15 protein-coding genes are annotated in these 17,490 nt (G+C 43.5%); 11 read left to right on the top strand and 4 right to left on the bottom strand.

The window, feature by feature from the left end:
- The first annotated feature begins 64 nt into the window (after positions 1-64).
- Positions 65-1,099: an MBL fold metallo-hydrolase gene (locus NH462_RS17555; protein ID WP_253106908.1), complete on the top strand. Its 1,035-nt coding sequence runs from the start codon at positions 65-67 to the stop codon at positions 1,097-1,099.
- A 68-nt stretch (positions 1,100-1,167) separates the two neighbouring features.
- Here the strand turns inward: NH462_RS17555 and NH462_RS17550 are convergent, their stop codons facing one another.
- Positions 1,168-1,797 (bottom strand): LysE family transporter, encoded by a 630-nt coding sequence (locus NH462_RS17550; RefSeq protein WP_017216618.1) that lies wholly within the window; start codon positions 1,795-1,797, stop codon positions 1,168-1,170.
- Positions 1,798-1,913: 116 nt separating this feature from the next.
- Here NH462_RS17550 and NH462_RS17545 point away from each other — a divergent pair, with 116 nt between their 5' ends.
- Positions 1,914-2,831 (top strand): LysR family transcriptional regulator, encoded by a 918-nt coding sequence (locus tag NH462_RS17545; RefSeq protein ID WP_253106901.1) that lies wholly within the window; start codon positions 1,914-1,916, stop codon positions 2,829-2,831.
- Positions 2,832-2,864: 33 nt separating this feature from the next.
- Here the strand turns inward: NH462_RS17545 and NH462_RS17540 are convergent, their stop codons facing one another.
- On the bottom strand, positions 2,865-3,473 hold the full coding sequence (locus NH462_RS17540) for a hypothetical protein (RefSeq protein WP_010377750.1): 609 nt from the start codon (positions 3,471-3,473) through the stop codon (positions 2,865-2,867).
- Positions 3,474-3,625: 152 nt separating this feature from the next.
- Between NH462_RS17540 and NH462_RS17535 the strand changes: the two genes are divergently transcribed.
- From NH462_RS17535 to NH462_RS17500, 8 genes are all read left to right on the top strand, one after another.
- Positions 3,626-4,009: a hypothetical protein gene (locus NH462_RS17535; protein WP_253106899.1), complete on the top strand. Its 384-nt coding sequence runs from the start codon at positions 3,626-3,628 to the stop codon at positions 4,007-4,009.
- Between the two features lie 124 nt (positions 4,010-4,133).
- Positions 4,134-4,607, top strand: coding sequence for a DUF411 domain-containing protein (locus tag NH462_RS17530; protein WP_253106897.1), 474 nt, complete (start codon positions 4,134-4,136; stop codon positions 4,605-4,607).
- Positions 4,607-5,929: a TolC family protein gene (locus NH462_RS17525; RefSeq protein WP_253106895.1), complete on the top strand. Its 1,323-nt coding sequence runs from the start codon at positions 4,607-4,609 to the stop codon at positions 5,927-5,929. The genes NH462_RS17530 and NH462_RS17525 overlap by 1 nt, the downstream gene beginning before the upstream one ends.
- Positions 5,922-7,649: an efflux RND transporter periplasmic adaptor subunit gene (locus NH462_RS17520; protein ID WP_253106893.1), complete on the top strand. Its 1,728-nt coding sequence runs from the start codon at positions 5,922-5,924 to the stop codon at positions 7,647-7,649. Before NH462_RS17525 ends, NH462_RS17520 begins: the two co-directional genes overlap by 8 nt.
- A gap of 12 nt (positions 7,650-7,661) precedes the next feature.
- Complete coding sequence (locus NH462_RS17515; protein ID WP_253106891.1) at positions 7,662-10,775, top strand: CusA/CzcA family heavy metal efflux RND transporter; 3,114 nt, start codon at positions 7,662-7,664, stop codon at positions 10,773-10,775.
- 198 nt (positions 10,776-10,973) lie between these two features.
- Positions 10,974-11,636, top strand: a complete 663-nt coding sequence (locus tag NH462_RS17510) for a hypothetical protein (protein WP_253106889.1) — start codon at positions 10,974-10,976, stop codon at positions 11,634-11,636.
- Between the two features lie 69 nt (positions 11,637-11,705).
- Entirely contained in the window at positions 11,706-12,299 is a 594-nt protein-coding gene (locus NH462_RS17505) for a sulfotransferase family 2 domain-containing protein (RefSeq protein ID WP_253106887.1), read from the top strand.
- 128 nt (positions 12,300-12,427) lie between these two features.
- The gene (locus NH462_RS17500) at positions 12,428-13,036 is read left to right on the top strand and encodes a GNAT family N-acetyltransferase (RefSeq protein ID WP_253106885.1); all 609 of its coding nucleotides are present in this window, start codon (positions 12,428-12,430) and stop codon (positions 13,034-13,036) included.
- An 84-nt stretch (positions 13,037-13,120) separates the two neighbouring features.
- On the opposite strand, the gene NH462_RS17495 is transcribed toward NH462_RS17500, so the two are convergent.
- Positions 13,121-14,023, bottom strand: a complete 903-nt coding sequence (locus NH462_RS17495; RefSeq protein ID WP_253106884.1) for a phytanoyl-CoA dioxygenase family protein — start codon at positions 14,021-14,023, stop codon at positions 13,121-13,123.
- A gap of 266 nt (positions 14,024-14,289) precedes the next feature.
- On the opposite strand from NH462_RS17495, the gene NH462_RS17490 reads away from it, so the two are divergent.
- The gene (locus NH462_RS17490; protein ID WP_010377770.1) at positions 14,290-16,470 is read left to right on the top strand and encodes an OsmC domain/YcaO domain-containing protein; all 2,181 of its coding nucleotides are present in this window, start codon (positions 14,290-14,292) and stop codon (positions 16,468-16,470) included.
- Between the two features lie 33 nt (positions 16,471-16,503).
- On the opposite strand, the gene NH462_RS17485 is transcribed toward NH462_RS17490, so the two are convergent.
- The gene (locus tag NH462_RS17485) at positions 16,504-17,487 is read right to left on the bottom strand and encodes a hypothetical protein (RefSeq protein WP_253106883.1); all 984 of its coding nucleotides are present in this window, start codon (positions 17,485-17,487) and stop codon (positions 16,504-16,506) included.
- Positions 17,488-17,490: the final 3 nt, after the last annotated feature.

Below are 17,490 nucleotides of genomic sequence, written 5' to 3'. Positions count from 1 at the left end.
GCGAACATGGTTTGGATTGATTGTGGTCTTGCTGATAGGAGTAGGAGTAGGAGTAGGAGGAGTTATGGCTTCTAATTTAAATGCTGCAGTAAATCAAAGTGGGTATTCATCAACTCAATATAGCGATGGTAAATTTCATAATACTCATGAAACGAATAAAACGAGCCTAGGTAAGACGCTGGAAATTTTTTGGCGCTTTTTTACCGAGCAAAAAGTCAATGCGGTGCCGAAGGTTGATATGCCAGTAAAAGTGCTCACTGAGGAGAATTTAAAGGCACTTTCTGATACGCACACTCACGTTATCAAACTGGGACATTCATCAGTACTTATTAAAGCGCAAGGGAAATATCTTCTGATTGACCCCGTTTTTGCTGAACGAGCATCACCATTTTCATTTATTGGTCCAAAGCGTTTTCATCAACCACCTATTACTATTGAATCATTGCCTCAAATTGATAAGGTGCTGATTTCACATAACCATTACGACCACCTAGACAAAGAAAGCGTAAAGCGATTAGCAAACAGAGTGGGGGCATTTTATGTACCTTTGGGTGTAGAAGGCGATTTGTTAAAGTGGGGAGTTCCCGCCGAAAAAATAAAGCAGTTTGACTGGTGGCAGTTTGAAGAAACCGCTGAGTTAACACTCACCTTTACACCTACTCAGCATTTTTCTGGACGTGGGCTTGGAGATGCAAATAAAACCCTTTGGGGAGCGTGGGCTATTCGCACTGCAGACAAAAATATCTTTTTTAGTGGAGACTCTGGTTATTTTGCTGGGTTTAAGGAAATAGGTGAAAGGCTTGGCCCGTTTGACCTAACCTTAGTAGAGACTGGCGCCTATGATAAAGATTGGTCTGATATTCACATGACGCCAGAGCAAAGCGTACAAGCTCATTTAGATCTGCGAGGAACGCATATGATCCCCATTCATAATGCTACTTTTGACTTGGCTTTTCACTCTTGGTTTGATCCGCTCGCAAGAGTCAAAGTCGCAGCAGAGCAAAATCAAGTGGCACTGGTAACACCTGTTGTGGGTGAAGTTTTGACGCTATCAGAAACACTATCAACTAGCAGCTGGTGGGAAGCGTTGATGCCCTAATATCCATAGCTTAGTAATTGAATAAGGGCTAACGCATGATGCGGGAACCCTTATTTGGCTTGCTTGTGTTAAGCAATCAACAGCCTTAATGAGAAGGCCATAAGCAAAACAGCAAGTGCTTTTTCAACTAGGTTCATCTTGTTCAAGAACCAAGCGCGGGAAGATGGGGCTGAGAATAATAAGCTGACACAGATAAACCACAAGGCGTTAACACTGCACATCCAAGCGCCGTAAAAAAGTTGAATATGCAACGGAGTTCCTTGGCTGACGACATTGGTCACTACGGCTAAGAAAAACAGGGTTGCTTTTGGGTTAGTTGCATTAGTTAAAAAACCAAGACTAAAGGCTTTTTTGAGCGACTGTGAGCTTACATCAGCTTGGGCATTTTCTGCATTCAGTTGAATCGTTCCTGCACTTTTGAGTAATTGAATAGCGATGTATATAAGATACGCAGCGCCGATTAATTTAGCTACTTGTAAAACCCAAGGTGAGGCCTGCATCAGTGCGCCGACACCAAGTAAGGTATATAAGATATGAACACTAAGCCCAGTGCCAATCCCCAAGGCTGTCATTGCGCCATGTAGTCTGCCGTATTTTAAGCTTTGTCTGACCGTGATAACAAAGTCAGGGCCTGGCAAGATCACTGCAACAAAATGAATGATGGCTAATGATAAAAACTCTGGCCAATACTGCACCATAATAAGCTCCCAATATAATATTGAATAATTGAGAACATTGTATTTTCATTCTTCTGAGAAGATAATAATCTGAAAATAGAAATAACTTTTGCGTGGAGCGCACAAATGGGAGAGCTATGACGACCAGTAAACATATTGAACTCCTGCAAGAAATGTCGATTTTTGTTTCGGTAGTGAATACTGGAAGCTTCTCCAAAAGCGCTCGGCAATTAGGTGTCTCGCCGTCATCAGTGAGTCGTGCCATAAAACTACTTGAACAGCAATTGGGGGTGTGTTTACTTCAACGCACCACACGCAGCTTAAGATTGAGCGAAACAGGAAGGGCTGTGTATGAGCGCTGTACTCAGTTGGAACAAGCCGCCAAAGACGTTATCTCGCTTTGTGAAAGCTATCATCAAACGGCACAAGGAACAGTAAAAATCGCAGCGCCAAAAGCGGTCGCACATACACTAATTCACCCAAATGTGATGGCGTTTCTAGGCGAGTTTCCAAATATTGATGTTCATTTGATGCTAGACGACAACGCGTTGGATTTGATCCGTGATGAAATAGACATTCTATTTAAAATTACCAACGAGCCTCCACAAGGCTTAATAGGTAGAAGCGTAATGACGATAGAACATATAGTGGCGGCATCACCAAAATATCTTGCGACCCACTCAATTCCTACTCACCCTAAAGAACTAGTACAGCACAGCTGTATTGCCTTGGGGGAAACGGATGCTGATGCTAAGTGGCGATTCAGAAAAGGCACACAAAAACTCACAACTCCAGTTAACGGGCGCTATAAAGCAAATCATACTCGAGTGAGGTTAGATGCTGCGCTGCAAGGGCTTGGGATCACAAGCTTACCTATGTTTGTAGCTAAAGATGCGTTAGCGTCAGGAGAGTTGATACAGGTATTACCTGAATGGCAATTTGAGACTCACTATTCAGGCGAGCTGTGGATGCTATACCCAGCAACTCGCCATATTCCTGCAAAAGTGAGTATTTTTGCTGACTTTATTGTACAGCGACTTACCAGGGGTTGTTGAGTTTTACTGTATATTAAAACCCGCTCGGAATAATTACAGTGAAAAGCGATAACTTAATGTTGCGCTCGCTTGATATTGACTCATTACCTCATTGTCGAAGTGCCAGCTACAGGTATTTTGGGTTTCTGGGTCGACATCGCAAGTGACTTTAGAGTTGTTGTTGAGGATAGTTGCAATCCATCGTGCTTCAGCACCAAGATGAAAACCTGCGCCAAGGTTGTATTCAAAACCCGTGTATAACCCTGATGCAAAGAAAGTATCAGAGTCGATAAAATTAGGGTCAACAAAGGTCGCACCAAGCTGTAAGCCTAGATAAACATCTAAGTTGTCTGTGAGAGGGCGTACCACCGCACTTTGAAATAATAGATATTCCATTTCCACTTTATTTAGCGGATAAGCGGTAAGTTGGGTCTCAGTTTTTCCGTAGTAGAAGCCATAACGGCCTTCTGGCACATATTTATCGATACTTAATCCAAAGTGCGAATCGTCTTCTAATTCATACTTTTGATGGCGAGAAGTTTTGATATCACTGCTGTAAGTTTTGCCACCATATATTGAGACACCAAAGTCTCCATAGTCTGTGGCACTGACGTTGCTTGAAACAACTAACGCCAAAATAGTAGCTACTGAAGCAAATTTCATAACGTTCATATCCTTGAGTCGGAATAATTTTTTAGAATTGGGTTCTAGTATATCAATGATGAAAGAAAATAATAACGAGGTTGGTCTATTTACTTGCATTTCTTTGGTTAGATTTTTATTATTACTTCGCTTATTTGATTTGGAAAAGTACCTTGCAAGTATTCTTACGTTTACTTATCACAATGTTCGTGGTGGCTACACTAAGTGGTCAAAACGCGGCTGCCTCTATGGCAGCATGTGAAATGCATGGCGCTACCAGTCATGAAACAAGTCATCAAATGCTTCAAAGTAACGTGCAATCGGCAGAGCCTCATCATCATGAAATGATGGTTGAGATGGATTGTTGTGACCCTCAAAACACAGCACAATGCTGCGATTGTACTTGCCCCACACATATGTGCTCCACAAATCTTGCAGCGTTTTCGCCAAGAGAGTGGATAGCGCCTATTGTACTGAAAAACGATAAATTAAGTTTCACAAGTGGCCAGCTTAGCGACTATCCTCGCTCTCTTTATAAACCCCCAATACTTGCCTAACCTCAGGGCAGATCTGCCTTAATTTCAAAGTTTTGTACGATTAATCGTCTTTTTTGGCGTAATTTTCAACGATTTTATTAATACCCGTTGTAGTAACGCAATAGGTATTGCATGCGAGGTTAGCATGAAAAAGTTTTATTTAGTGGTGACGCTATGGCTAATGAGTGCCACGGCATACGGTAAATCCAATATAGAATTGGAAGTCTTTAAATCTCCAACCTGCGGCTGTTGTGAGCTGTGGTTAAACCATTTAACTGCGCAAGGTATCGCGCACAAAGCCACCGATTTAAATTATCTTGGCTCACTTAAGAGTAAGTTTGGTATTAAGCAAAATTATCAATCTTGTCACACCGGAGTTTCTAAAAATGGTTTTATTTTTGAAGGGCATGTTCCTGCCAAGTTTATTAAACAGTTTTTGCAAAACGAAACGTTAACTCAAGACACACAAAATATCGGCTTGAGTGTGCCGGCTATGCCACTTGGATCGCCTGGTATGGAAGTTGGCGAGCGTTTTATGCCTTATCAAGTATTGCTACTTAAAAAAGATGGGAGCTATGAGATTTTTGCTGAAATCGACAGCTATGAGGAGCAATTCTAATGACAATTAAAGTTTCCCTGTTTATCGCAACACTGATACTGCCACAGATAGCACAGGCCAATATTGCAACGTTAGAGCAAGCGATAGATGCTGCTATCAGTAACGATCCTTGGCTTAAATCTAGCCAATACAAGCGTTCTGCGATGCAATCTATGAGCCGCGAAGCGCTAAGCTATCCTGATCCTCAGGTGTCCATCGGTATGATGAATCTGCCTGTGGATAGTTGGGAGTTTAATCAAGAGGGGATGACTCAGCTTAAAGTTGGCGTGATGCAGATGTTACCGCGAGGAGATAGCCTAGAAATTAAGAGCCAGCAATTGGCACTTGACGCTAAAAAGCAACCGATTTTACAAGCGGATAGAAAAGCGCAAGTGCGCCGCGACGTTTCTCAGGTGTGGCTTGATATTGTACAAGCCAAAAAAACTTTAGAATTGATTGAGCGTGATAGCGTGCTGTTTGACCAAATGGTCGAAATTGCCAATGCCAGCTACTCCAATGCGCTTGGTGCAACACGCCAGCAAGATGTGATCCGTGCTCAGCTTGAGGTGATGCAGTTAGACGACAAACGTTCTGCGGCTTATCAGCAGCTTAACACCGCTAAGGCAAAGCTTTCGCAATGGCTTTTAAATGATGCATTCACTAATTCAAATGCGCTGAGTGTCCTTGCACAAAACGAAGTGAAACTGCCGTTGATCCGCTCAATTGCGCCAAAGTTAATGCAGCAACGCCCAGTTGATAGCCAAGCTGTAGTAAAACATTTGACTCATCACCCGTTGGTTGTTGCAGCCGACGTTGATACATACCGCGCTAATCAAGGGGTAAAGTTAGCTGAGCAGGCATATAAACCACAGTTTTCCGTCAATGCGAGTTATGCATATCGAGATGATGCACCAAATCAAATGTCTCGCACTGACTTTTTTAGCGTTGGTGTGTCATTCGACGTTCCGTTATTTACAGATGGAAAACAAGACCAGCAAAAAGCGGCAGCAACTGCACAAGTTGAGGCGAGTAAAACCGACCGATTGCTGGTGCTAAAGCAGCTGTTTTCAAGCTTAAATGGAGAAATTCAAACTATCCAACGATTGCAAGAGAGGCAATCGCTATACGCAAAATCAATTGTGGCACAAAGTGCAGAGCAAGCCGAAGCTGCATTGACAGCATATACTAATGATGATGGCGACTTTTCCGAGGTAGTGAGGGCGCGCATCGCGAAATTGAACGCCCAGTTATCAGCGCTTTCCATTGATATTGCATTGTTAAAAGCGGTGGTACGCAGTAATTACTATTTGGCTCAAATTGAAGAGGGTGCAAGCCATGAATAACAACTTAAAAATGACGCTGGTTGCCGTCACGACATTAACGGTCGGCGTACTAGTTGGGATGAACCTCTCTTCAAGTAACGAGCCTGCGGTAGCGCAAAACGCTGAGAAAGCACCACTTTATTGGGTTGCGCCTATGGATCCGAACTATCGTCGTGATAAGCCTGGTAAGTCGCCGATGGGAATGGATCTTGTGCCAGTGTACGAAGAAGAGTCCACGAATGCAAAATTCGGTGAGGGGGTTGTGGAAATAGCGCCTCACGTTGAAAACAACTTGGGCGTTCGCACTGCGGTGGCCATGCGTCAAGCGATGTCTCACCAAATCCGTACGGTTGGGTATGTTCAGTACAACGAAGATAGCCTAGTCCACATTCATCCTCGAGTTGAGGGGTGGGTTGAAAAGCTCTACGTGAAAGCCGCAGGAGATCCAGTGAAACAGGGTGAGCCTCTGTACACCTTATACTCGCCGCAATTGGTCAATGCGCAAGAAGAATATCTTATCGCTAGAAAGCGTAATAATCAGGCGCTGATAAACGCAGCGCACGAAAGGCTCAAGGCATTACACCTGAGTGATGATTTTATCGACACGCTGAAAAAAACGGGTGAAGTGCATCAAAGCATTACCTTTTATGCGCGTCAATCTGGGGTGTTGGATGGACTCCAGATCCGAGAAGGGTTTTACGTAAAACCAGGCACAACGCTCATGAGTATCGCCAAACTTGACGAAATTTGGGTCGAAGCTGACGTATTTGAACGTGATGCTATGTTGGTCGCTCAGGGACAAGCGGTTTCCATGAGGTTAGACTTTTTACCCGGCAGAACGTGGCGAGGGCAAGTCGATTACGTCTACCCCTCACTCAATGAAAAAACACGGACACTTAGAGTCAGGCTCAGGTTTGACAACAGTGATGCGCTGTTAAAGCCGAATATGTTTGCGCAAGTGAACATTCATGCCGATTCTCGTGACGATGTATTGCAAGTGCCGAGTGAAGCTGTGATCCGCACTGCCAAACAAAATCGTGTTGTCGTTGAAGTCGCACCCGGTAGCTTTAAATCGGTTGCCGTTGAACTGGGTCAAATTGGTGATGAAAATATTGAAATCCTCAATGGTCTTAACGAAGGAGACAAGATTGTTACGTCAGCCCAGTTCCTGATTGATTCTCAATCGAGCATTACTTCTGACTTTATGCGTATGGCGCCAGTTGCTGAGGCTAAATCAGTTTGGATTGAAGGAGAAATTCAAAGCGTGAACTACCAAAGTCGAGTGGTGAATATCGATCATCAACCCGTACCCGAGTGGGAATGGCCTGAAATGGTGATGGATTTTACAGTAGCTGACAGTGTCGATGTTGACGCACTAAACGCCGGACAGACTTTGCATTTTGAAGCCACGAAACAGGATGACGGTAGCGTATTACTGACTGGCATTCACATTATGTCTGAAGGCAGTACGACCGAAAGTCCCTTACCCACAGCAACAGTGGGTGGCGTGATAAACGCTATCACCCCTGACACCCGAGTGCTTAATATTTCTCGCGACGCCATTGAAAAATGGGACCGTCCAGCTACGACGATGGACTTTGTTGCAGCTGAGCACATTGATTTAAGCCAGCTTATGACAGGAATGAAGGTGACTTTCACCTTTGAAGTGGGTGACGAATTTGTGGTGACTGATATCAAACCTGTAGGTGAGATGTCGATGAATATGCACTCAGGCCACTAAGGAGCGTTTACAATGATCCAAGCAATAATTCGCTGGTCAGTATACAACCGTTTTTTTGTGGTACTGCTGACACTAATGCTAGTGGGGGCTGGGCTATTTACCCTTAAAAACACGCCTGTCGACGCTATTCCGGATTTGTCTGATGTACAAGTCATTGTTAAAACACCTTATCCAGGACAGGCACCACAAGTGGTGCAAGATCAGGTGACATTTCCGCTGACCACGGCAATGCTCTCTGTGCCGGGCGCAAAAACCGTACGTGGTTATTCCTTCTTTGGGGATTCCTATGTGTACGTTATTTTTGACGATAAAACGGATCTTTACTGGGCGCGCAGTCGTGTACTCGAGTATCTAAGTCAAGTCGCACCACAATTACCTGATGCGGCAAAACCGCAATTGGGTCCTGATGCCACCGGGGTGGGTTGGGTGTATCTTTATGCATTAGTCGATAAAACCGGTAAACACGATATTAGCCAACTACGCAGCCTACAAGATTGGTTTTTAAAGTTTGAGTTGCAATCGGTTGCTGGCGTGTCAGAAGTCGCGCCGATTGGCGGTATGGTGAAACAGTATCAAGTACAGGTTGATCCCAACAAATTGCGCGCTTACGGTATTCCGCTTACGCATGTACAGCAGGCGCTGCAACGCGGTAACCAAGAATCGGGCGCTTCCGTGATTGAGATGGCTGAAGCCGAATATATGGTGACAAGTACGGGATATATTCAAAGCGTTAAAGATATTGAAGCTATCCCACTTGGGCAAGCTGTCAAAGGCACGCCATTAACGATAGCAGATGTTGCGTCTATCAATATTGGACCGCAAATGCGTCGTGGCATTGCTGAGCTTAACGGCGAGGGAGAAGTTGTGGGCGGTGTTGTAGTCATGCGCTTTGGAGAAAACGCGCAAAAAACCATCGACGGCGTAAAGCAAAAACTTGCTGAGCTACAACAAGGCTTACCTGAAGGGGTGGAAGTGGTGACGGTTTATGATCGCTCCGAGCTTATCACCAAAGCCATTGATAATCTTTGGTCTAAGTTACTTGAAGAGCTGGTGGTGGTGGCCTTAGTGTGTGTGGTGTTTTTATTTCATATTCGTTCTTCCATAGTTGCGGTGATCACTTTGCCACTTGGCATTTTGGTTGCTTTTATCGTGATGTACTTTCAAGGCGTGAATGCAAATATCATGTCCCTTGGTGGTATAGCCATAGCTATCGGGGCGATGACCGACGGTGCAATCGTAATGATTGAAAACATGCACAAACACATGGAAAAAACGCCACTCAATGATGAAAATCGCTGGGAAATCGTCGCGAAGTCGGCTTCTGAAGTAGGCCCTGCGCTGTTCTTTAGTTTGTTAATTATTACCGTAAGCTTCTTACCTGTGTTTATTCTTGAGGCGCAAGAAGGGCGTATGTTTGCTCCTCTGGCATACACTAAAACGTATGCGATGGCCGCATCTGCGGGGCTTGCCATTACGCTTATTCCTGTGCTGATGGGGTACTTTATTCGCGGTAAAGTTGTGCCCGAGCATAAAAACCCAATCAATCGTTTGTTGGTTGGCGCGTATACGCCGCTATTAAAGCAAGTATTACGCTTTCCTAAGTTGACGTTACTGGCCGCTGCAGCTATTACTGTCGTTGGCTTTTATCCAATGGATAAAATCGGCAGCGAGTTTATCCCGCCTTTGGATGAAGGGGATTTAATGTATATGCCGACTACATATCCAAGTATTTCGATTGGTAAAGCCAGAGAAATCTTACAGCAAACCGACAAGTTGATAGCGACGGTGCCTGAGGTAAAAAATGTCTTTGGTAAAATCGGTCGCGCGGAAACCGCAACCGATCCTGCCCCGTTGACGATGATTGAGACCTTTATTCAATTAAAACCTAAAGATCAGTGGCGTGAGGGAATGACCACTGAAAAGCTAAAAGCAGAACTCGATAAGCTAGTGCAGTTTCCGGGCCTAACCAATGCTTGGGTGATGCCCATCAAAACGCGTATTGATATGCTCGCGACGGGGATTAAAACGCCTGTCGGGATTAAAGTCGCAGGTCCAGATTTAGATACTATCCAAAAGATTGGTCAAGATCTTGAACGTATTCTGAGCAAGGTAGAGGGTACAGCGTCGGTCTATTCAGAGCGAGTAGCTGGGGGGCGCTATATTAAGGTCGATATTCAACGTGATAAAGCCGCGCGATTTGGGCTCAATATTGCTGATGTACAGCAAGTGGTCGCAACTGCAATTGGTGGAATGGATGTCACGCAAACCATTGAAGGACAAGAGCGCTATCCGGTTAGCTTGCGTTACCCGCAAGACTTACGCGATTCTCCCGAAGTGCTGCGGAAGCTTCCTATAGTCACCGCCGAGGGATTAAATATTGCCCTAGGTGATGTGGCAACTATCTATATTGAAAACGGGCCACCGGGCATTAAAAGCGAGAACGCTCGCATTAATGGTTGGACGTTTATCGATCTAGACGGTGTCGATGTTGGCAGCTATGTGGCAGCCGCTAAACAAGTACTGAGCGAACAGCTGGAGTTACCTGCAGGTTATTCCATCAGTTGGGCTGGTCAATACGAGTATATGGAACGTGCTAAAGCTAAATTGACTTATGTGGTGCCGCTCACGCTTGGGATCATTATCGTTTTACTCTATTTGAACTTTAGAAGCTTTAGCGAAGTGGCAATCATCATGGCGACGTTACCTATGGCGATGATTGGTGGACTGTGGTTACTATACCTTGAGGGTTTTAACTTTTCGGTCGCGGTAGGCGTTGGTTTTATAGCGCTTGCAGGTGTTGCGGTTGAAATAGGCGTGATCATGCTCGTGTATCTCAACCAAGCCATTAGTGAGCTTAAAGATAAACCACACACATTGACAGTTGAGGCCATTAACAATGCCATTTTAGAAGGCGCGGGCAAGCGTATTCGTCCAGTCATGATGACGGTGGCAACGATTATTATCGGATTATTGCCAATCCTTTATGGTTCGGGCACTGGTTCTGAGGTGATGAGCCGCATCGCCGCGCCTATGGTGGGCGGTATGGCAAGCGCGCTATTACTTACCTTAGTGGTGTTACCCGTAGTATATATGTTGATGATCCGTTGGCGTGAGAAAGTTAATTAATCAATAGCGGAAAAAGTTTGCCTCAAGCGCAGTAATATTAAGCGCTTGAACGGCAAACTTTGGTTTGGTAGAACCCGATTACATCCAAAAGTTGGTTAAAAGACTCTTAGGAGCCTAACTAATCCGAGAGCAGGTTAACAACGCTCCCTTGGCGCACTTATTGCTGTACTAGAATAGCCAATGCACCAAGGAGCGAGTATGTACATTCAAAATTCACCCTATTCACAAATGTATAGTTCGAATGATTTTTATAGTCGTAAGAACAATAATATTGTGAGTGATCAAGACATTTCTAATTCGGCGGAAAAAAACTCGGGAACACCTTCGTTTATGGAAGCCGCAAAGGCTGTACAAGAAAAAGCGCCGAACAACACCCAATCGACTTACCTTACCAAGCATTTTGAGCAAGCTGAAAAGCTAGCCCATGAATCTTTGGTGAGTTCAAGTCACAAAATAGGCAGCCGTGAATATAACATCGAGATGTATCGTGAAATGATGACGAACATTGTAGAGATGCCGATTGAAGTAGAAATTGCACCAGAAGAGATGAATCAAGCGCTGTTATTTAATCATCTGGGATTAGACTTTAAAGAGTATAAAACCGTTTCAGTGCGTTCAGAGTTGTTAACTATGCTTGAGCAAAAAGTTGAGCAGGACAGTACGCTAATTAGATCAGATAAAGCAAAACTAACCGCAATTATTACCGATACGCAAGATAGGCTAGAGGCCGCGCAAGCCGCGTTACTTGAAGGTGAAGATATTACTCAGCGACTGCAAGATAGCAAAAAAGCTATCTATCATTCTTACGAGCAGCTTAAACTTGGTAAGGTGAGTCAGCGAGACCTGATTTCGACTTTGTAGCTATTCTTGACCAAGGAGGCTTTAACAAAGTGAAGAAAATGCATTTGCAGTCTGAAATGATTGAGGATTATGTTTTATTCTAAAAAGTACAATTTTTTGTTCTGCCACATTAGTCGCACTGGCGGTACGTCGTTATGTAGTGTCCTCAGGAAAACGGCGCCAGACCTAAGGATGATAGGCAGCCAGCATGCGTCGCTTCTAGAGGCTAGAGCGGCATTGCCGGAAGCGTTTGAGAGTACGTTTAAATTTGCTTTTGTACGTAACCCATGGGAAAGACTTGTTTCTTGGTATTCACTATTAGAGAAAGGTAAAAGTCTACACTCAGAAGTGGTATCTGAGAAACGTCATTATGATGAGAAAGAGAAGTTTGAACTATTTGTACAAGAAATGGTTACAGAGCAGCACGGCGGAATAGGGTGGAGTCAATGGTCCCAGTTATCTGACCATTTGGGAAATTCACTCGTCAATGAAATTTGCCGCTTTGAAAACTATCAACAAGACAGTAAGCGAATTTTAAGAAAGTTGGGGAGCAAAGATTATTATTTGCCTTATTATAATCAAGCATCAAGTAGGCACTACTGTCATTACTACTCAGATTTAGCGTTAAAATTGGCTGAGGAGCTTTTCCTAGATGATATTTATCAATTTGGGTATAAATTTTGATAGTGGTCAGCCTTGTGAAAAACGATAAATATCAAAGCAAGAAGGAAGTTGGAATAAATATTTGTATAAATCACAGATTGTAACAATAATGTGTTAATTGTTACCTAAAAGAGCTTTTGAGTGTTTATATGGATATCACTGAGTTAGATGAAAAGGCATTTGTTGACGTATTTAACCTGCCAGAAAAAATCACCATAAAGACTGCTAGCACCGCAGATATAGAAGAAATGGCGGTTGTGACTAAAGTGAGCTGGCAAGCGGCCTTTAGCGGGTTTTTACCAGAGCAAGTGCTAGCAGGGGGAACCGTCGAATTTTTCGCAACCATTTGGTCTGATATCATTAAGAATTCTGCAACCCAAACGGCTTTGCTTGTGACTGATGGCAGGAAAATATTAGGCTGCGGTGCGGCGGGTAATTACCGTCGAATGTATAATCCGGTTAGCCAAAAAGTATCGAGAATAAATGCCGGTGAACTATATCGCGGTTATATTTTGCCAAGCCATCAGAACCGTGGATTAGGTCAAGCGCTGTTGAAGGCGCGTCTATTAAAGCTTTATGAGCAAGGTTGCCAAAGCGCGTATACCTGGATTTATGAGCAGAACAAACAAGCGAGACGCTTTTACGAAAAGCATGGGGCGGTAAACCTCGACCAAGCCCAAGGGATAACAATGAAACGATTTAGGTTTGAAGAAGTGTGCTATGGCATTGAAGTAAATCGTGTTTTTGATTTTAGCTAAGGTGGAGTGAGAGAAAATTTCAAACACCGTATGGTCAGAGGTAATTGTCATCGATAAGCGGTGACAATTACTTCTTCATGCAGACTAACGTAGGTCGGCGGGGGTAGGGTAGTCCGGATGCTCAACAATTTTCGGTGCCCAAGCTGCGGGGATCACAGCCTCTCGTTTCTGTTTGATACGCTCTACTAGCGTATTTAAATCATAATTGGGTTCACCATAAACGGCTAGCCAACTCTCAGGTACGTCTTCTGGATCTGCAGCCTGAATAACGTGTGCCATCCACTGCTTTCTAAGCTCAGCCCATTCACTACTTTGATTTTCATTGACACCCGCAAGCGGTCGAAGCTCTACATATATTGTTCTTCTCGGACCTTCACTGCGTTTGGGCTCAGAGCCATGTAAAACCATCATGTCTTGAACTAAGATATCTCCGGCTTTAGCTGGTTGTTGTACAACCCCAGGAATGTTCCAGCCATATTTGCTCGAGAGAGAATAAATATCCAAAAGTTGGTGTTGGGAATCTGGCAAATAGCGTAAGCACCCGTCATCTATATTCGCATCATCAAGATAGATACCGACATTTAAATATGCAAAATGACGAGAATGAGGAGCATCTTGATGCCAGGCTATGTGAGGGTGGGGATGTGGATATTTGCAGACTAGGTCGCATTGCAATGGGACACAGCCTGCACCACAAAAGTGTTCACTGATCGCTAACATTGCTGGTGTTGCGAGTAGTTCGATAATTAACTCTGGCGCTTCAAAAAGCAAATCATTATAACGAAAGAGTTTTGGCTCACCTGATTCATTTGATAAATGGTATTGAATCGCGACTTTTCCGTCTTTCTGTGCTTGTTTTGCTTTACTCTCAAGCGCATTAGATAGCTGTTTCAGTTTTTCCAGCAGCGTGTCCGGTAAAGGTTGTTCAAATAAAACGAAGCCGTTGTTTTTGTATAAATCAAATTTGCTTTTGCTCACAATCGTCATGTGTGTACTTCCTAGTTATTTTGTTGCTTGTCAGACTTAAGTGTTGTTGTTTGTCGAGTATATTCACTCGCCTGCCAAATAGAGTCTGTCTCAGCTACAGCACAGACTATAGTGTCGTAAAATGCCACTTAGAGCAATTACGGTGGGTTACATTGTGGATTTTGTTTATATTAACTCAACTTGAATAAACAGAAACTTCCATTGGCACCGCTTTGCATCCTCAAGTACAATTAGCGTTTTCGATTGCAACACACCGGAACCTTCCAATGGAAATCAAAGTAAATTACCTCGACAATCTCAGAATTGATGCCAAATTTGACGACTTTTCTGTCATTGCAGATCAGCCAATTCGCTATAAAGGCGATGGCTCAGCACCAAGTCCATTTGACTACTTTTTAGCTTCTTCAGCGCTTTGTGCAGCTTACTTTGTGAAGGTATATTGTAATGCGCGTGACATTCCAACGGACGGAATTCGTGTGGCGCAAAACAACATCGTTGATCCTGAAAACCGTTATAACCAAATTTTTAAAATTCAGGTGGAGCTTCCAGAAAGCATTTCTGAAAAAGACCGCCAAGGTATCCTGCGCTCAATAGACCGCTGTACCGTTAAAAAGGTGATCCAAACGGGACCTGAATTCCAAGTGGAAGCGGTTGAAAGCCTTGAAGATGATTCTCAGGCTATGCTGATGGTTGATACCAGCGAAAGCGACAGCACTTTTATCCTAGGTAAAGATCTTCCGCTGGAACAGACGATTGCAAATATGACCAAGATCCTATCGGATTTAGGCATGAAGATTGAGGTTGCATCATGGCGTAATATCGTGCCACACGTCTGGTCTTTGCATATTCGTGATGCTGCTTCACCAATGTGTTTCACCAATGGTAAAGGGGCAACCAAAGAAAGCGCGCTTTGCTCGGCACTCGGTGAGTTTATTGAGCGTTTAAACTGTAACTTCTTTTATAATGATCAATTCTTTGGTGAAGAAATCGCAAATGCTGAATTTGTTCACTACCCGAACGAAAAGTGGTTTAAGCCTGAAGCTGATGATGCGCTTCCTACTGAGATTTTAGACGACTACACTCGTGAAATTTATGATCCAGAAGGTGAACTACGCGGTTCGCACCTAATCGACACAAATTCAGGTAATGTAGCGCGCGGTATTTGTTCTATTCCGTACACTCGCCATTCAGATGGTGAAACCGTGTATTTTCCGTCAAATCTAATAGAAAATTTATTCCTAAGTAACGGTATGAGTGCCGGTAATAACCTGTTTGAAGCGAAGGTGCAGTGTTTATCTGAGATCTTTGAACGCGCGGTGAAAAAGCAAATCATCGAACAAGAAATCGTGCTCCCTGACGTGCCAGAGTCTGTACTTGCTAAATACCCAGGTATTGTTGAAGGGATCAAAGGGCTTGAAGAGCAGGGTTTCCCAGTGGTGGTGAAAGATGCATCTCTTGGCGGTCAATTCCCAGTAATGTGCGTGACCCTGATGAATCCAAAAACAGGCGGTGTGTTTGCTTCTTTTGGGGCGCATCCAAGCTTCGAAGTGGCACTTGAGCGCAGTTTAACTGAGCTGTTACAAGGGCGCAGTTTTGAAGGCTTAAACGATGTACCAAAACCTACGTTTAACAGCATGGCGGTATCTGAGCCAGAGAACTTTGTTGAACACTTTATAGATTCAACGGGTGTGATCTCATGGCGCTTCTTTAGTGCGAAGCATGACTACGATTTTGTTGAGTGGGATTTTACAGGCACTAATGAAGAAGAGTGCGATAAGTTATTTGGCATTTTGGAAGGGTTAGGTAAAGAAGCCTATATTGCGGAATTTACAGACTTAGGGATCGCTTGTCGTATTTTGGTACCAGGTTTTTCTGAAGTTTATCCTGCTGAAGATCTGATTTGGGACAACACCAATAAAGCGTTGCAATACCGCGAAGATATTCTCAACATCCATTCTCTAGATGACGAAGCATTAGCTAACTTGGTTGAGCGCTTAGAAGACAGCCAGCTTGATAACTATATCGATATTATCACCCTAATTGGTGTTGAGTTTGACGAAAATACGGTGTGGGGTCAGCTTACAATTCTTGAGCTTAAGATTTTAATCTATCTAGCGCTTGGCGATATCGAAACGGCCATTGAACTAGTTGAGACCTTCTTGCAGTTTAATGACAACACGGTTGAGCGTGGCTTATTCTACCAAGCAATGCATGCCACACTTGAAATTGCATTGGATGACGAGCTAGAAATAGAAGATTACATCCACAACTTCACCCGCATGTTCTCTAAAGACGTGATGGATGCGGTTATTGGCTCAATTAATGGTGATGTGAAATTCTATGGTTTAACGCCCACTAACATGAAGTTGGAAGGTTTAGATAAGCACCTGCGTCTTATTGAAAGCTATAAGAAGCTTCATGCAGCAAGAGGGAAATTCGCTTTATAATGGAATGTTGTAAATTAGGGCGCAAAGCGCGCTCTAATTTACACATGATTGCAGGCCTAAGTAAGCTTTTGAGTAAACAGCTCTATTCGGTTCTTTAACCAGCTTAAAATCTACCCAAGTCCAAGCTAATTCAAATTTTGACGATGACCATTGTTGTATCAGTGACGACTTCTGTTGAGTAATTAGTCCCGATGAAGCCAGCTTCTTACATAGTTTATTCGATAATTCGGCCTTATTCTCTAGGAATGAAAACTTGTTGTTGAGCTCATCAAAATATACGGGGGAGCTGACCAATGCGAAATGGTCAAACAGTGTGTCTCCAATAGCTAAGTCAAAAAATAAGTAGGGGCTATCATTTATATCACGCCAAAACAGTAGCATCTTCTCGACTTCCTTTACATCCCCGGGAAAATGCACTTTTTCCAAGTATTTTATAACCTCATCCTGATGCATAGAAATATATAGCTTTGTTGTGGCGGGCTTACGTTGCTGCATAAATGAGATATGTATGATATGACCCGAAAGCGGTAAGTGTTTGAATAGTCTAGATAGCGTTAAACTCGCTTTTGAGTGATATTGTTGGCACAGGCCCATAGAAAAAACATATGGTTTATAGTGGCTAAGCTGTGCATTTTTCTCTGCGAGTTGTTCCGGATAGCCAGATTCTAGACAGTAATGCACACCTGGAGCTGCGATGGTTTCTGGTTTGTTTACCAGAATATTATCGAATTCAAGCCATAAAAACGGAGTAAATTCGTCAAGGGACTTCAATTTAGCGTAGGTGCTTCGTAAATTTTCTATTAAAGGAAGCCAACGATTATCGAAAATGTTTGTACGTTTTTTAGGGGATTGGTGATCGATAGCGCAGAGTAAATCCAATCGACTAAATTCATGGGTAGCTAGATCTCTTACTTCTAAATAGTAGGATGAAAACAGCTGAGGAAAAAGGCTTGCAATTTCTTGCAAGCCTTCAGTTGTTTTTTTACCTAACAATTCGTGGAGAGATTCATCTAACACTCT

Origin of the sequence: Pseudoalteromonas sp. OANN1 (genome assembly GCF_024124685.1) — a bacterium.
Taxonomy (GTDB): Bacteria; Pseudomonadota; Gammaproteobacteria; order Enterobacterales; family Alteromonadaceae; genus Pseudoalteromonas; species Pseudoalteromonas piscicida.
This window is presented reverse-complemented; position numbering and strand designations above follow the sequence as displayed.

Bases quoted from the DNA above. Each gene is read 5' to 3' on its own strand.
- NH462_RS17500 (WP_253106885.1), top strand. From the start codon at position 12,428: ATGGATATCACTGAGTTAGATGAAAAGGCATTTGTTGACGTATTTAAC.
- NH462_RS17490 (WP_010377770.1), top strand. From the start codon at position 14,290: ATGGAAATCAAAGTAAATTACCTCGACAATCTCAGAATTGATGCCAAA.
- NH462_RS17530 (WP_253106897.1), top strand. From the start codon at position 4,134: ATGAAAAAGTTTTATTTAGTGGTGACGCTATGGCTAATGAGTGCCACG.
- NH462_RS17495 (WP_253106884.1), bottom strand. From the start codon at position 14,023: ATGACGATTGTGAGCAAAAGCAAATTTGATTTATACAAAAACAACGGC.
- NH462_RS17540 (WP_010377750.1), bottom strand. From the start codon at position 3,473: ATGAAATTTGCTTCAGTAGCTACTATTTTGGCGTTAGTTGTTTCAAGC.
- NH462_RS17525 (WP_253106895.1), top strand. From the start codon at position 4,607: ATGACAATTAAAGTTTCCCTGTTTATCGCAACACTGATACTGCCACAG.
- NH462_RS17550 (WP_017216618.1), bottom strand. From the start codon at position 1,797: ATGGTGCAGTATTGGCCAGAGTTTTTATCATTAGCCATCATTCATTTT.
- NH462_RS17545 (WP_253106901.1), top strand. From the start codon at position 1,914: ATGACGACCAGTAAACATATTGAACTCCTGCAAGAAATGTCGATTTTT.
- NH462_RS17520 (WP_253106893.1), top strand. From the start codon at position 5,922: ATGAATAACAACTTAAAAATGACGCTGGTTGCCGTCACGACATTAACG.
- NH462_RS17555 (WP_253106908.1), top strand. From the start codon at position 65: ATGGCTTCTAATTTAAATGCTGCAGTAAATCAAAGTGGGTATTCATCA.
- NH462_RS17515 (WP_253106891.1), top strand. From the start codon at position 7,662: ATGATCCAAGCAATAATTCGCTGGTCAGTATACAACCGTTTTTTTGTG.
- NH462_RS17505 (WP_253106887.1), top strand. From the start codon at position 11,706: ATGTTTTATTCTAAAAAGTACAATTTTTTGTTCTGCCACATTAGTCGC.
- NH462_RS17510 (WP_253106889.1), top strand. From the start codon at position 10,974: ATGTACATTCAAAATTCACCCTATTCACAAATGTATAGTTCGAATGAT.